The following is a 13,427-nucleotide window of genomic DNA, read 5'->3' as shown; positions in this document are numbered from 1 at the left end:
TTGGCGAAAGATGCTGGAGCCGCATCGATAGGCATTGCAACTAACCTTTTTGGCATGAGGTGCTTGGCCGGGTGACGCTGTGCAAAGCAGGACCAAGCAACAATGGACCATCGCTGCCAGAAACCGCCATCGATGCCGACGACCCGAACCAGGACATTGAACAACGGCGGAAGCTCATCGATATTGTATGGCGTATGAAGCGTCCCAGTCGGGTCACCCGTGGGTCGTGTCTGGTGACAGGCTTGAAATTGTCGCCTTCCTCCCTCGCGGTCATTGATCTGAAGTTCAGCAGGCGAATGGGCTCGTTGTTGAAGCCGTGCCGCTTCTGCTGAAACAGCACCGCCCGCGGGCATCGAGCTTGATTGCGATCGGAACGATGATGAACAGGGGGCTGACGACAACGAGTCCAGCGACTGCGGCGACGATGTCGAATGCTTGGTTGAAGGGGGTGAGAGGGGACTGGAAGAGTCGCATCGTCATCATGTTGCCGGTCCGGTGGCGAGCTCCCGACCAGCCGATGGTAGAGGACGGCTGCGGAATAAGCCGCAAAGGCGACGAGCACAAATTGGGCGCTTGCTGCCAACGCCAGCAGCGCGGCCATTCGATTCGTGCCGGCGCCGGCTGGAATCGTCCTGCCCGCCATCGAATGTGCCGGAAGCTTGGTAGAGGCCGGCGAATTGGTAAAGGACGCATAACTCACCGGTCACTCCCAGCCAGCCATTTCGCTTTCCGGCCGAACAGTAGCATTCGAGTCACTGGGTGGAATTGGATACGACGGAGTAACTACGATGGAGGATTGAGCCTGGGCCCTGCGGGCCTAAATTGTCCAATCATCCGAAGGGGCTCCGACGGTAGCGGTTCCGCTCTACCTTCCGCGGACAGACTTGAAGTTCACTGAGAACAACCGCGTCCGGAGAGAGCTGCCGCCATGCCCCGAACTCCATGCCGCGCAATCGGAGCCATGTCGATGTGTTTGGCAGCAGCTGCGCTCGTTGGATTAAATGGATCCTGGTGCCTGCCGGCCTGGCAATTTCCGCTCAAGCGAAAGCCGAGTACCGAGTAAACGTTGGAGATGTCTTGGAGGTCGCGGTGGCAGGTCGCGGTATCGCGCTCCCGTCCAGATGGATGGCAACATTTCATTACCGCTGGTTGGAACTCTGCCAGCATCGGGCCTGCCCCTGCCGGAGATCCGAGCTAAAATCGGCGCAGCACTGAAAAGCAAGATCTTTCGACAGAGGACTGCGGACGGTCGCGAGGTCGTGATCGTGATCGACGCAGATGAGGTCACGGCAACCATCGCGGAATACAGGCCCGTTTACGTGAATGGGGACGTGTCGAAGCCGGGTGAGTACCCTTATCGTCCAGCCAGCACGGTGCGCCAACTTGTCGCCATGGCAGGCGGCTACGACATCATGCGCATCAGAATGAACAACCCGTATCTCGAGTCTGCCGACTTGAGGAGTGAATACGGGTCGCTCTGGACTGAGTTCGCCAAAGGACAGGCGCGTATGTGGCGTATCAAGAACGAGCTCGGAGAGGGGCGCAGATCAATCCAATGCAGCGCTTGGCCTTCACGTCGCCTCCCAGGAAGCCATCCCCCTCGTCATGCTGGTTGGTCAGGTCGAGACACGGCCGAGCTGAACCGTGACGCTGTGCAGGAGATCGACACGACGCGGGCATTCGGCGGCCTGATCAAATGGTCGACCCGGATCGATTCAGCCGCGAAGGCGCCCGAGATGATGGCGCGCGCGTTTTCGACGGCGCTTGGCGGCACACCCGGTCCGGTCGTGGTCGAGCTTCCCTGGGACGTGCTCGAGATGGAGGCCGCTCAACTTTCCGCCCGGGTTCACGGTGTCGCGCGGGCCGAGCCCAGCCGGGCTGCAATGGAGCAGGCGGCCGACCTGGTCGGCAAAGCCGAGCGGCGGAGGTACCTCGCCCGAAAGAGCGGGCGTTGCGATATCCACCTTTGCGCTCCCGTAGCGTATGGGAGAAATGCCATGGATCAAGCGTCTGTTGGTGATTTCAGCAGGCTGTGGGTTTGAGTGGACCCCCTTGGTGAGGAGTACCGGCTTCCAAGATGGAAGAGCGGCCGTTCTTTGTTTCATCACGCAACCCTTGGCTGCTGCTGTGGTTGCTAACTTCCGGACCTCTTCGCCCAAAAATCGTGGCCTATCCCCCGCGGCCTATGCCGCCCACCTCACCGCAACGGACGATCGGCTGCGCAACCCCGACCAGCTTCGCCGATCGTCCGTTGCTCCACCCGCGCCACTTGGCGTACAAAACCCCGAGACTCTAACCGCCGCCGGATGAAAGTTCGGTGGCAGGTCAGTCTCCCTCCAGGCGATGTAGAGACGAACGATGTGTGGAACCGCCGCGTTCGCGGACCACGTTATATTCTCCTTCTTGCGAAGGAGGTCGCATCGCGTCGAAAGATGCGATGCGGGTGGATGCTCCCGAACTCAACCTGATCTCATCAGGCTATGTTGCGCGCAGCATCCGTTAGACTAGTCCAACCACGGCCGTGCCAGAAACTGCCATAGTGGACTTGCGATCGAGATCAAGCGGGACCACAAGTCGTGTCGCGGGATCGGCATTGCCAGATTCGGTTTAGCTTTTTGACTCATGCCAGCCGACTGGCGAGCGGTGATGGACTTGAACGGGCCTATCCGGATTATTTTTCCAACGCCCCGGATCCCAAAGCGAGCCCATACCATCGCGCAGGGCAGGGGGTCGAACCAGTCGAACCAGGCGAATTCCCGGACGCCATAGAATGATCGCCACCAATGTCTGACCGAGAGTTCGCGATGCAAGAGGTCGTGTATGCTGGTTATGCAATCAAGGGGCTCGACAACAAACACTCGCCCATCGACCTGTGGAGATCTCCGCACGGACTGACCTGTTAGATCCCGATAAAGCGCTCTCGCGACGTCAATTCTCTCGCTATCCTCGAACAATCGAAACTGAGCGCCGATGCGCGGGTTGAAGTCGAGGAGCTTGTATTGACCATCTCGTTTATCGAAACGATAGTCGATGTCCATTATTCCCGCATAGGAAACCGCTTCGACGAGAGCCTCGGCCTGTTGAAGGAGCGCGGGGTTAGTGACAGATCTACCCAACGTTGCAGAGCCGAAGCCGGACGGATAGGAGCGCAGCTTTCTGCCAGTAAAGCCGGCCAGGCACTTCGAGTTCGCGTTGCAATATCCGTTAAAAAGCCAATCCTCGCCATCATGAATATATTCCTGGATCAGCAGGTTAGAAGGAACCTGTGCTTCCGACCGGCGGTAGAGATCTAGGAGTGCCCGAGGGGAGGGAACGATGGACGGTTTGATCTTTGAATTGAGCCATGGCTTCGATGGCTTCACCACAACCGGGAAGGCTGCAGTCTCAATAAACTCGTAGACCTCTGAAATCGTGCCTGGCGATATTGCTCGAGGGCACGGTACCCCGAGCTGCTTGCACAGTGTGTGCAGCCGTGATTTGTCGACCAAGCTCCGTGGAATGTCCGATCGCAGCTTTGGAAACAAGAACCACTGCCGCAATGTGAGAGCCTCTTCGGCGATCAAGATCGCGCCGGCGTCATCCGTTGGAATGAGGACCGTCGGCAATTTCAGCTGTCGTCCAATCTTTTCCAGTTCTTCGAGCAGCCGCGATCTCGCCAAGTCGCGGGCGTCCCAGACGAATGTTCCTGTCAGATATTTAGAATGCGCGGTCGGCGCGTGATGATCCTCAATAACCGAAAATACCGGAGCCCCAAGCATCCCCAGGCTTCGAATTATGCCGAGGCCACCATGATGCAAGGCATAGTGTCCGGTCTTCAGGACGAGTACCGGGAACGGCGACAACCCTTCGTTGGCACTCGCCATTTACCTCAACAAGCGGTTCGGTTGCGTGCGGAAGCAAGTCCGGCAGAAACTGACGACCGGGAACGGCTTTGCTGACGAGCAATATCGCTGGAGATGCGCCGGGCTGCGTAGTCAGTGCCGCATAAGAACCGCATCACGGGTCCGAAATTGTACGCACTGGCTATGCCAGCGAAATAAAGGCCCGGGATCGAGGACTCGAAACTGGGCGACAGGGACGGAGCCTCTTGCACGCAGCGCAACTCGGATATCAGCCTCGGACCTAGAAATGGAAGTGATCCAACGTTATAGCGATAGCCGGTCGCGGCAATGACGTGGTCGGCGGTGAGATGGCGGGACGCCCCATCTGGGCCATCGACGCGGAGACCCACTTTGCTGCCTTTCGCTTCGGCCTCTCGCACGCCGTGACCGAGCAGTATCGGTACACGGCCCACGACTCGCTCTTTAAGCCACCACGAACCCGATGGGCCAAGCACCTCTAGGCGCGTCCCACGACGTTCCCCGTAGGTCCGCACCACATCGACGCGTATTTGCTCGGGCAGATGATAGAACGCCGTCGGAGCAGCAGCGCAAAGCCATACTTTAAGCCCATTTCCCATCGGCGACGCTGGCCGGCGCAGCCGTTGCCATAACGATCGTGGCCCGGGTGTTGGGACACCATGCCACTCGATTGATCCGCGCCGCACGAGCAACGTTACCTTCGCTTGCGCCTCGTTCAGGAGAGCCGCCGTCTCGAGCGCGGATTGACCGCTGCCAATGACGAGGACTTCGCGCCCCGTGAATCTGTCTAAATGGTGGTGGTCGCTGCTGTGCGACAGCAATTCTGCAGGCAATTTCGCCAGTTCAGCGGGGATATATTCGGCATGCGACAAGCCAGTTGCGACGACGACCTTTTTGGCTCTTACTTCTTCACCCGTGGCCAGTCGCAATCGAAATCCGTGGGTTTGTCGATCCAGCATGGTGACTAATACATCTTCAACCATGGGGACGAGCCGCTGCTGAAATGACACGGCGTATCGCGTAAATGTTTCGAGTGACACGCGTGCATCCTCATAGGGCAGCGCTTCCTCGTTGCAGAACTGCTGCAGAGTGCAACGCCCGATCGGATCCGCGAGGTTCGAAGCGAATCCTTCAGACTTGAGGAACATGCCTGCCGGCATTTGCGTCCGCCAGCGATGCATTGGCGAGCCAAAAATACGGAACTCCACGCCGCGAGATCGCAAGTAAGCCGCGGTTGAGACGCCAAATGGCCCCGCACCGATGACCGCCACCGGAAGAATGACTTCGCGCATGACTTCCTCTTCTGTTACAGCAGTCTTGGAACTGCCGACGTCACTTTGAGCAAGTGTACACGAAAGGATTGAGGTAAAAATCGCCGATCGAGCTCATCGAGAGCTGAGTGGCGGCGAATTGTGGGTACTCCGCAAGGCAATCGCGGGAGACCGCTTGCGATGTCTCAGCGCTTTGCTAGTTGGAGATGTCATGCTCGCCCAAGCGGCCTCAGTCAGTTGGGGGCCACTTGCATGTCGACTCTGGATGCCGTGGACGGCCCCTCCACGGGCACGAGAGCGCCAAGGAGAGGACGCCGTGTGAGGCTCCCACGATCCGGATGCCGTCAATTTCGACGATCGGTCTGGGTATCGCTAAGTCGGTCTTCCACGTGCACGGGTTGTGCAGGCGGCCAGCAAGGGCAGGTAAGGTCCTGCCAAGCGCCTGGACGTCGACGAAAGTGTCGCAGCATTGCTCCGCGAAGAATCGTTCGCGCGACTTAAGTCGTCTCCGGGGCCCTGCGCCTACTTGTAGAGCCGTGCCGCCGCGCGAGTCCCTCGGTCCACGCCCTTGCGGAGTAGACCGTCGATAGGGGGTACCGCGACGTGACTAGACTGGGGGACCAGGGGAGCCGGCTCGTTGATCTGCTCCATTTCGGAGATCACCTCGAGGGGCTTCGCGATCCCTCTGCCCGGATCGACGAGCGCGCGACCGCTTGCCGCTCGTACCAGCGACCCATGGTTCATTCCCCAAATCGCCGCTTGCGTCCGGTTCTGGACCCGGATCTTGCGCAGGATCGCCTTGACGTGGACCTTCACGGTAGCCTCGGCGATATCGATCTTTCGGGCAATGCACTTGTTGGAGTCGCCCTCGATAAGGCAGGATAGAATTGCCTTCTCGCGCGGCGAGAGCTGCGGCGAGATCGTGTCCTCCGACGTGACGAGGATCGCGTGCTCGTTCTCGCTGAGCGGCGCCGTTTCGCATTCGCGATTGCCGTCAAGAGCGAACGAAAGAAATGCCGGCGGGAAGACGGTCTCGCCCATCGTGACGAGCTCAACGGACTTGATGAAAGCATCGCACGAAATGACGTTAACGAAGTAGCCGTTCGCGCCTGCACGAAATGCAGAAGCAAGTTCGGCCGGCCGATAGTTGTCCGAGACGATCGCGACGCGCGCGTCCGGATATCGATTTTTCACATATCCGATTTGTTCTCTCGCGAGATCGAAATCATCGCCGGTGTGGACGATGAGAAACATCAGTTGCTCTTCTTGAAGTGAGCCTGGCAATTCCGCGGGGCTCGACGCCGATGCGGCAATACGAAAATTTGCCGCGTGCAATATTTTAGCAATACCTTCTCTAATCAGAACGTTCTTTCCAATAAGGACCGTTCCGTAAGATTGCCGCCTCCTCATTTTACCCTCCAGCCTACGCAATGACACAACAGCGACGGACGGTTGAACTCAATTTGGTCTTTCGACGAACGAATCGTTGTTGTTAAATTGGTCGTTCTCCCTCAGCGTGTAGTCTTCAAAAATGTCGAGTTACTTCGATCGTGATCCTCCTCTTTTGTCATTCGCCGAACGTTGTCGGCGATCACTCCAGATTGCTTAAGTATTTATGAATGTTAGAGGCGAATTTCCAATCGCCCTATATATCGTTGGTTATAGGAACGGGCTTACATATATCCGTACGATTACGATGCGTGAAAACCCCTTCTGGCACAGTCTCTGCGCGAATAAGGTCGCGATGTTGATTCAACGTTGAAGAACTTGTCGGGGTTTTTGTTCGTCGATGCCACGTCTGCGCGAACACATTCTCCAAGCGAGTTAACGGCGCGGTGCACATCGAACGTTGAGGAAATGTCGAAGGTGTGCGGCCGTAAGATTTCGCCGTTAACCAGGCTCGTCCGCAACGGAGGCGGGCGCGCGAGGGCTGATTACCGGATTCTTACGGGGCGTTCGCCTCGCCGAATTGCCGTGTGAGAGTCGGGAAGCGAGCAGACCGGTACGCCTGTTAACCTTTAAGTATTGCTTGTGTTATTGGTAATTTCGAATGATTCTATCGCTAACAGTGAAATAGTGACGGGGACACAGAGTTTATCTTTTGGGGGCGACGCGCTGAGGAGCGCCCAATGCGACGTACCAGTGTAGTCATTGCAGACCGGCATCCGGTGGTTTTGCAGGGACTGAGCAACGTGCTCGGTGCCGTAGCCGATTTCAATATTGTCGCATCTTGTAGCGACGCCACGAGCTGCATCGAAGCGATCCGGAACTTGGCGCCCGATATCGCGGTTGTCGATCCCGCAATGCCTGATCTCGGCGCGCTGAGAATTCTTTCGACCGTCAGTTCAGAGAATCGTTCAACGCACGTGGTATTTTTCGCCGCGAGTGAAGATTGCGAACTGATACTCGCGGCGACGCCCATGACCTGTAGTATCATCCTGAAGGACACGGAGCCTGAAGTGCTGGTGCAGTCCTTGCGGCACGTCGCCAATAATCACAGCCTGCTACCGGCCGCCCCATCCGAGTCGATCGTGTCGCAGGGCACGAATTCGGATAGCGCGCTGACCGCGCTGACGGACCGCGAGCGTCAGATCATGCGTCTGGTCTCCGAAGGGCTGTCGAACAAGGAGATCGGGCGGCGATTGAACATAGCCGACGGCACCATCAAGGTGCACCTGCACAACATCTTTCAAAAGCTTGAAATCAGCAATCGGACGGTGCTCGCGGCGCTCGTCATTTCGCAACATGAGCGCGCGACCATCCCGCGGGAGAAGGCCCGCATTCCGGATTGAGTCCGGCAAGTGGAGGGCGCTGAGAAGATATTCACGCGCCACCATTTTATGGGCCGACGCTCCCACAGCGATGGGCAGGCGGCCTCTTATGGGCGCGCCGGCCCCAGCCGGAAAGAACCCGGTAGGTCTGCTTGATCATCTGCGCGATCGGGCTCGACTGGCGGGGAACGAGACGCCAGGTGTCGCCGTGCGCCGAGGTGATTGGTGCGGGCGCCGCTTGATTGGCGAGGTCAATGTCCGGGAAGCTTAGTGAGGTAGTCCGTCGGGGCAGGCGGCTGATCCAAAATCGCAACCAAAGTATCAGCAGGGAAGTGTATTTATTCGTCATCTGCAGCACTGGTCCATCGCGGTTTGTCCGTTGTCTGGTAAAACGAAGTCGCGGGCGATAGCGAGCGGCTCCAGATGCGATCGCAGAGATGTGCCGACCGGACGTGGGCACATCTGGAGCGGCGGCCCTGGCCCTCCCTGCTGCCCCCTATGGTCAGGGCCGTTTCTCCACAGATGACCTGCCAACGTGACTAAACACTGTGGCCGAGCCGCAAGCACGCGGGCGGGCGCATCTTGATGTCCCTTCAGTTTCACCGGGCCGTCGCGGACATGGAAATTTGGAGCGCGACCGGCGACGGCTTTTCCTTTGTGATCACGTATGAGAGCCCTGCTGGTTCCGGCTTTCATGGACGTGCCGGCTATGTGGCGTCATGTCGCCCGCTCTATCAGAGTAACAGCGCGATCAAGATCGGCGGTTCGGCGTTCGCAACTTTCACGGAAGCCGAGGAGGCCTGCAACACGATGCTTGAGCATCTGAAGGGGCCGCGCTGGAATGAAATGCACGGCCTGCAGTCAGGCGACGTCGACTTCGATGCCTGAGTTTCGGCGGTCAGGCGGTGTTACCGGCGTCGACCGTCACCACGGTCCCGGTGATGTTCCGGCCGCCTTCGCCGAGCAGATATTCGACCATTGAAGCGACGTCGTCGGCCTCGGGCAGGCGGCGCAATGCGCTGCGGCCAGTAATGCGGCGACGGCCTTCGTCGTTCAGGGATCTGGTCAATTCGGTGTCGATGAAGCCGGGCGCGATCGCGTTCACGGTGATGCCGACCCTTCCGACCTCTCGGGCCAGCGAACGGGTGAAGCCGGCGACCGCGGCCTTGGACGCGGCATACACGGACAGGCCGCTGTAGCCGGTCGAGGCGACGATAGAGGAAATGTTGACGATCCGCCCCGCACCGTCGGCCATCATATGGCGCGCCACGTATTTGGTCAGGATGATCGGCGCCAATACGTTCATGCGAATCAAGGCCTCGATTTCGGAATTGTGCATGGTCGCCAGCAACCCATCAGCGCCTATCCCGGCATTGTTGACGAGGCCGTAGATCGTGCCGAATTCGTCGCGCACCGATTTTGCGAAGACTGGGATCGCATCAGTCGCCGCAAGGTCGCAGGCGCGGAAATGCAGGCGCCGTTGTGCCTGGCGGATTGCGGCCGCGAGCTCCCGGCTTTCGCGGCGCGCTACCGCGACCACATTGTAGTCGCCCGATGCGGCGAGCCTGCGCGCAATGGCAAGACCGATACCGCGGCTGCCGCCGGTGACGAGGACGTTACGCATCGGTGCGTGCCAGTTTCCCTGCTGCCGTAACGTCAAGCCGCTCGACGAAGCGGATCACTGCAGGCACCTTCCATACCATCAGGCAGTCCTTGCACTGGCTGAGAATTTCCTTGCGGATCGTCTCGTGGCGTTCCCGATCGGTGCCGTCGGCGAGGACGACGTCGGCGACCACAATGGCGCCGGTGATCGGGCTCCTGCGCGATCGCGCGCGCGACATCTGGACGGAGGCGTGCCGGTTGATCACCGCTTCCACCTCCTCCGGATGCACCTTCAGCCCGCCGATGTTGATGATGCCACCTCGCCGGCCGACGAAATGGTATCGTTCGCCGCGCAGCTCAACAATATCGCCGGTATCGACGTAGCCGTCGGCGTCGGTGAGCGGCGGCGCATCGGCGCCGACATAAGCGCGCGCAGTTCGCTTGGAACGGATCCGCAGCGAGCCGTCGACCACCTTCATCTCAACGCCGCCGCGATTCGGTCCGATCAGGTGGGCAGGAAAACCCTCGCGCCCGTCGTCCACACTGAAACCGACGCCAGCCTCGGTCGAGGCATAGGCGTGGCCGATCGACGCATGCGGAAATGCCCGAGCCAGGCCGTCGAGCACTGCCTGGTCAGCGATTTCGCCCGAAAGGCGGACATAACGCGGCGAGAAGTCCGCGGCCGCGCCGCTCATCAGGAGCTTGCGCCAGTGCGACGGCGTTCCGGAGATGTGGGTGACGCCGCCCGTGCGCAGCCGCGCCACATGGGCTGCGATAGCTTCCCCGGGCTCCGAAAGCACCATGGATCCGCCGCCGATCAAGGCGCGCAGGAAGATTTGCAGGCCACCGTAGCGACGGATGTCGTAGAACGTCGCCCAGGTTGCGTTCCGGTCGCGCGCAGGCCCGTCGGCGATGATCGCACCGGCGAGCCCATCGAGCGTATGCCGAACGATCTTCGGCAGCCCTGACGTCCCCGAGGTCAGCATCAGCCACTCGGTCGCCCCGTCGACCTTCCATCCCACGGTCCTCAGTTCGGGCAGGTCGATGCCGATGACGATGTACTTGCCGGCACTACATCGCTGTAACGGCCGATCGGTGACGATGGTGTCGATCTCGGCCTGCTCGAGCAGGACCTGCAGGCGATTCCAATCGAGGTCGGGCGGGCATAGAAGCATGCGGCGGGCGACGCCATCGAGCTCGATCATTGCAAGCGCGGACAGCAGCTGTCCCGACGTCGCGAGCAGCACCGAGCGGCCGGACAGCTCGCAGGATCTGCCAGTCAGGCAGCTGTACTGGACAATGTCGGTCAGCGATACGCTGTGCCGGGCATCGGAAATCGTGCGGTCCTTCAGCTCCGGGCCAAGATATTGGCGCAGTGCGAAGATGTCAGGCGGGGACATTCTCGTAGGCTCTGACGAACTCACCGAGCGTTGACGGGAAGGCCGCGTCCTCGGCGACAGTGAAGGGATCAATACCGAGCTCGTCCTCAAGTCGCGCAACCAGGATTGCGAATGCCAGCGAATCGAACCCGGTTTCGTTGAGCGGCAGATCGTCCTCAAGCGGCGGAAGCGTGACCTTCTGTTCCTCGGCGATCTGCTTCATCGCGGAAAAGATCTTCGACTTGACCGACATGGTACACCTCACATTTCGGCTTTCCGGGCCGATGTTAGAGCCTGATTTCGCCTTCAACGATGCGCGCATAGACGGCCCGGTCGATCGAACGATAGTCGCCGGTCGCTGGATCGCGCAGGAACAGCGGATCGTCCACGACCGAAGGATCGAATCCCTCGCGGATCAGCCCCTGCTTTTTCTGCTTAAAGGTGTCGGTCGACTCTAGCGCCCGGCACAACCTGACGAAGGCTGGAACTGCATAGGACGGAAGCCGTTGCGAAAGGTATTTCGTGAACATCCCGAAATCGAAACCTCGGTCCACCACCAAAGCCGCCATGCCCGCGCGGCCGTCGGCTCCGGCGACGGCAACTCCATAGGTCGAGGCGTCGAGAACGCCGGGGCAGTCCCTTATTGCGTCGTTCACTTCGCTGGTAGCGACGTTCTCGCCCTTCCATCGGAAGGTGTCGCCGACGCGGTCGACGAAGTGCAAGTAGCCCTGCTGGTCGCGCAGCATCAGGTCACCGGTGCGGAACCAGGCATCGCCCTGGGTAAAGACGTCGCGCAGAATCTTCTTCTCCGTCTCGGCAGGATCGGTGTAGCCCTCGAAAGGAACGCCGGCGCGATCGGCGCCGCCGATGCACCCGACAGCCTCGCCCGTCTCGCCGGGGGCGCAGGCGATGCAGAGCCCGGCGTCGCTGCGCACCGGGCTGCAGCTGTCGGCATCGATCTTGATGATCGAGGCGGGAAAGCGATGCGCCAGCACCGGCGGAATCCGGCCGATCGCGCCGGGTTTTCCTTCGACGTTGAACAGCGAGAAATTGCCTTCCGTTGCGGCGTAGAATTCGAGGATCTGCGGAATCGCGAACCGGCTGGCGAACATCTCCCAGATGTCGCCGCGCAATCCGTTGCCGACAGCCAGCCGCAGCCCGTGCCGCACCTCTCGTTCAGACGCCGGCGTCTTCAGCAAATAGCGGCAGAGCTCGCCAATATACTGGAAGATGGTGCAGTCGAAACGCACGATGTCGTCCCAGAAGCTGCTAGCGGAGAATTTCTCCGCAACCACGACCGAACCGCCCGCGCAGAGCATGCTGCAGGGAGCAGCAACGCCGCCCACGGAGTGGTGGAGCGGCAAGCAATCGTAGAGACGATCGTTGGTGGACGCGTCCGTCAGTCCGGCAAACCATCCGCCCCAGGTGAGAATGCGGCGATGACTGACGTTCGCGGCCTTCGGCAGCCCCGTGGTGCCCGAGGTGTAGATGAGGAGCGCGCGTCCATCGATCGTGACGTCGCCACGCTCGGCGGAGGACAGCGAGCCTGGCTCGAAGGCGGCGAGCGCCGCGTCCAGATCGCGGCCTGGGTCGCCGGTGCCGAGGCTCCAGCTTTGCGGCAGGCGGTGCAGGTACGGACGTGCGGTCTCGAACGCATCCACGCAATCGGCCGCAAGGATGACGTGATCGGCCTGCGCGACGTCGATGCAGTGGGCGAGCGACCGGCCGACCAGCCTGGTATTGATCAGCGCCACCGTCCCGCCGACCCTGCTGATGCCGAGCCAGCAGGCGAGGTAGTCCGGTCGGTTCGGCATCAGCAGACAAACGGTGCGCCCTTCATGAAGGCCGAGGCTGCGCGCCCAGCGCGCATACCGGTTGATCCGGGCGGTGAGTTCTTCATAGGTGAAGGATTGGTCGTCCGAGAGCAGGGCAGGTCGCTTGGGCTGACGCTGTGCCCATTCTTCCACGATGTCGGCGAACAACCGATGCGGCTGCGCTTCGACCCGCGCGGTCAGTGCGAAGGCTTGCAGCCAGGTCTTGGCGGCGGAACGTCTGCGCTGCGGCGCGTCGCGTCCGGTCGCCCGCTGGATCGCGGCTGAATGCAGTTGGGTTGGATCAACATCTGCGCACACCTGCTCGCCAGTAGGCGAGGTCGCGGCCAGGGCCACCGTGCAATCATCGTCGATGCGGCCTGCTTCGTTGTCGAAGCAGAATCTCTGTTCAATCGGCTTCATCCCGACCCGGGTCCGAGCTGGTTGAGGATCATCCGCTCCATCGTCTTCACCGATTGAAAATTTTCGGGCGTGATCTCGAGTTGAGGAAGAATGAGATCGAACTCGGCCTCAACCTTGAGCATCAGCTCGACCATGCCCATCGAGCTCAGCCCGATATCCACCAGCCGCGACTCCGGGTGGACGTCGGCGGTGATCGCGTTCTGCTCGAGGACGCTCCTGACGACGGATAGAACACGGTTCTGAACGTTGACGGTAATGTCATGCATTTCAACGGTCCCTCGCCGTGACCGGGGCGTGATCACAATCGGCC

General features: G+C 60.3%; 12 protein-coding genes and 1 pseudogene. 4 read left to right on the top strand and 9 right to left on the bottom strand.

Annotated elements, in window-relative coordinates:
- Window positions 1–40: 40 nt before the first annotated feature.
- Complete coding sequence (locus NLN62_RS02290; protein WP_371933094.1) at window positions 41–601, bottom strand: sugar transferase; 561 nt, start codon at window positions 599–601, stop codon at window positions 41–43.
- Window positions 602–1,121: 520 nt separating this feature from the next.
- On the opposite strand from NLN62_RS02290, the gene NLN62_RS02285 reads away from it, so the two are divergent.
- Together NLN62_RS02285 and NLN62_RS02280 are read left to right on the top strand one after the other, a co-directional pair.
- Window positions 1,122–2,042 carry a polysaccharide biosynthesis/export family protein gene (locus NLN62_RS02285; RefSeq protein ID WP_254107208.1) on the top strand — a complete coding sequence of 307 codons (921 nt, stop codon included), beginning with the start codon at window positions 1,122–1,124 and terminating at the stop codon, window positions 2,040–2,042.
- A 127-nt stretch (window positions 2,043–2,169) separates the two neighbouring features.
- Window positions 2,170–2,310, top strand: a pseudogene (locus NLN62_RS02280) (IS3 family transposase); the annotation flags it as partial.
- Window positions 2,311–2,504: 194 nt separating this feature from the next.
- Here NLN62_RS02280 and NLN62_RS02275 read toward each other — a convergent pair.
- The 3 genes from NLN62_RS02275 to NLN62_RS02265 all read right to left on the bottom strand — a co-directional run bounded on the left by NLN62_RS02275 (window position 2,505) and on the right by NLN62_RS02265 (window position 6,568).
- Complete coding sequence (locus tag NLN62_RS02275; RefSeq protein WP_254107207.1) at window positions 2,505–3,863, bottom strand: hypothetical protein; 1,359 nt, start codon at window positions 3,861–3,863, stop codon at window positions 2,505–2,507.
- Between the two features lie 5 nt (window positions 3,864–3,868).
- Window positions 3,869–5,152, bottom strand: a complete 1,284-nt coding sequence (locus tag NLN62_RS02270; protein ID WP_254107206.1) for an NAD(P)-binding domain-containing protein — start codon at window positions 5,150–5,152, stop codon at window positions 3,869–3,871.
- A gap of 501 nt (window positions 5,153–5,653) precedes the next feature.
- The gene (locus NLN62_RS02265) at window positions 5,654–6,568 is read right to left on the bottom strand and encodes a response regulator transcription factor (RefSeq protein WP_254107205.1); all 915 of its coding nucleotides are present in this window, start codon (window positions 6,566–6,568) and stop codon (window positions 5,654–5,656) included.
- 692 nt (window positions 6,569–7,260) lie between these two features.
- Here NLN62_RS02265 and NLN62_RS02260 point away from each other — a divergent pair.
- Window positions 7,261–7,923 (top strand): response regulator transcription factor, encoded by a 663-nt coding sequence (locus NLN62_RS02260; RefSeq protein ID WP_254107204.1) that lies wholly within the window; start codon window positions 7,261–7,263, stop codon window positions 7,921–7,923.
- A 564-nt stretch (window positions 7,924–8,487) separates the two neighbouring features.
- The gene (locus NLN62_RS02255; protein ID WP_254107203.1) at window positions 8,488–8,790 is read left to right on the top strand and encodes a hypothetical protein; all 303 of its coding nucleotides are present in this window, start codon (window positions 8,488–8,490) and stop codon (window positions 8,788–8,790) included.
- Between the two features lie 10 nt (window positions 8,791–8,800).
- Here NLN62_RS02255 and NLN62_RS02250 read toward each other — a convergent pair whose 3' ends face one another.
- From NLN62_RS02250 to NLN62_RS02230, 5 genes are read right to left on the bottom strand one after another with little or no spacing between them, the layout of a single operon-like run.
- Window positions 8,801–9,526 carry an SDR family NAD(P)-dependent oxidoreductase gene (locus NLN62_RS02250; protein WP_254107202.1) on the bottom strand — a complete coding sequence of 242 codons (726 nt, stop codon included), beginning with the start codon at window positions 9,524–9,526 and terminating at the stop codon, window positions 8,801–8,803.
- Entirely contained in the window at window positions 9,519–10,904 is a 1,386-nt protein-coding gene (locus NLN62_RS02245; RefSeq protein WP_254107201.1) for a class I adenylate-forming enzyme family protein, read from the bottom strand. The genes NLN62_RS02250 and NLN62_RS02245 overlap by 8 nt, the downstream gene beginning before the upstream one ends.
- Complete coding sequence (locus tag NLN62_RS02240; RefSeq protein ID WP_027525417.1) at window positions 10,891–11,136, bottom strand: acyl carrier protein; 246 nt, start codon at window positions 11,134–11,136, stop codon at window positions 10,891–10,893. The genes NLN62_RS02245 and NLN62_RS02240 overlap by 14 nt, the downstream gene beginning before the upstream one ends.
- Before the next feature lie 34 nt (window positions 11,137–11,170).
- The gene (locus NLN62_RS02235; protein ID WP_254107200.1) at window positions 11,171–13,117 is read right to left on the bottom strand and encodes a long-chain-acyl-CoA synthetase; all 1,947 of its coding nucleotides are present in this window, start codon (window positions 13,115–13,117) and stop codon (window positions 11,171–11,173) included.
- Window positions 13,114–13,383, bottom strand: a complete 270-nt coding sequence (locus NLN62_RS02230; RefSeq protein WP_254107199.1) for a phosphopantetheine-binding protein — start codon at window positions 13,381–13,383, stop codon at window positions 13,114–13,116. The genes NLN62_RS02235 and NLN62_RS02230 overlap by 4 nt, the downstream gene beginning before the upstream one ends.
- Window positions 13,384–13,427: the final 44 nt, after the last annotated feature.

Origin of the sequence: Bradyrhizobium sp. CCGUVB23 (genome assembly GCF_024199885.1) — a bacterium.
Lineage (GTDB): Bacteria > Pseudomonadota > Alphaproteobacteria > Rhizobiales > Xanthobacteraceae > Bradyrhizobium.
The sequence above is the reverse complement of the archived record's forward strand: the minus strand, read 5'-3'. Positions and strand labels throughout refer to the sequence as shown.

What these genes read in the sequence shown, in the direction of transcription:
- NLN62_RS02270 (WP_254107206.1), bottom strand. Translation starts at nt 5,152, where the DNA reads ATGCGCGAAGTCATTCTTCCGGTGGCGGTCATCGGTGCGGGGCCATTT.
- NLN62_RS02235 (WP_254107200.1), bottom strand. Translation starts at nt 13,117, where the DNA reads ATGAAGCCGATTGAACAGAGATTCTGCTTCGACAACGAAGCAGGCCGC.
- NLN62_RS02230 (WP_254107199.1), bottom strand. Translation starts at nt 13,383, where the DNA reads ATGCATGACATTACCGTCAACGTTCAGAACCGTGTTCTATCCGTCGTC.
- NLN62_RS02290 (WP_371933094.1), bottom strand. Translation starts at nt 601, where the DNA reads ATGGCCGCGCTGCTGGCGTTGGCAGCAAGCGCCCAATTTGTGCTCGTC.
- NLN62_RS02275 (WP_254107207.1), bottom strand. Translation starts at nt 3,863, where the DNA reads ATGGCGAGTGCCAACGAAGGGTTGTCGCCGTTCCCGGTACTCGTCCTG.
- NLN62_RS02240 (WP_027525417.1), bottom strand. Translation starts at nt 11,136, where the DNA reads ATGTCGGTCAAGTCGAAGATCTTTTCCGCGATGAAGCAGATCGCCGAG.
- NLN62_RS02250 (WP_254107202.1), bottom strand. Translation starts at nt 9,526, where the DNA reads ATGCGTAACGTCCTCGTCACCGGCGGCAGCCGCGGTATCGGTCTTGCC.
- NLN62_RS02245 (WP_254107201.1), bottom strand. Translation starts at nt 10,904, where the DNA reads ATGTCCCCGCCTGACATCTTCGCACTGCGCCAATATCTTGGCCCGGAG.
- NLN62_RS02260 (WP_254107204.1), top strand. Translation starts at nt 7,261, where the DNA reads ATGCGACGTACCAGTGTAGTCATTGCAGACCGGCATCCGGTGGTTTTG.
- NLN62_RS02255 (WP_254107203.1), top strand. Translation starts at nt 8,488, where the DNA reads ATGTCCCTTCAGTTTCACCGGGCCGTCGCGGACATGGAAATTTGGAGC.
- NLN62_RS02285 (WP_254107208.1), top strand. Translation starts at nt 1,122, where the DNA reads ATGGATGGCAACATTTCATTACCGCTGGTTGGAACTCTGCCAGCATCG.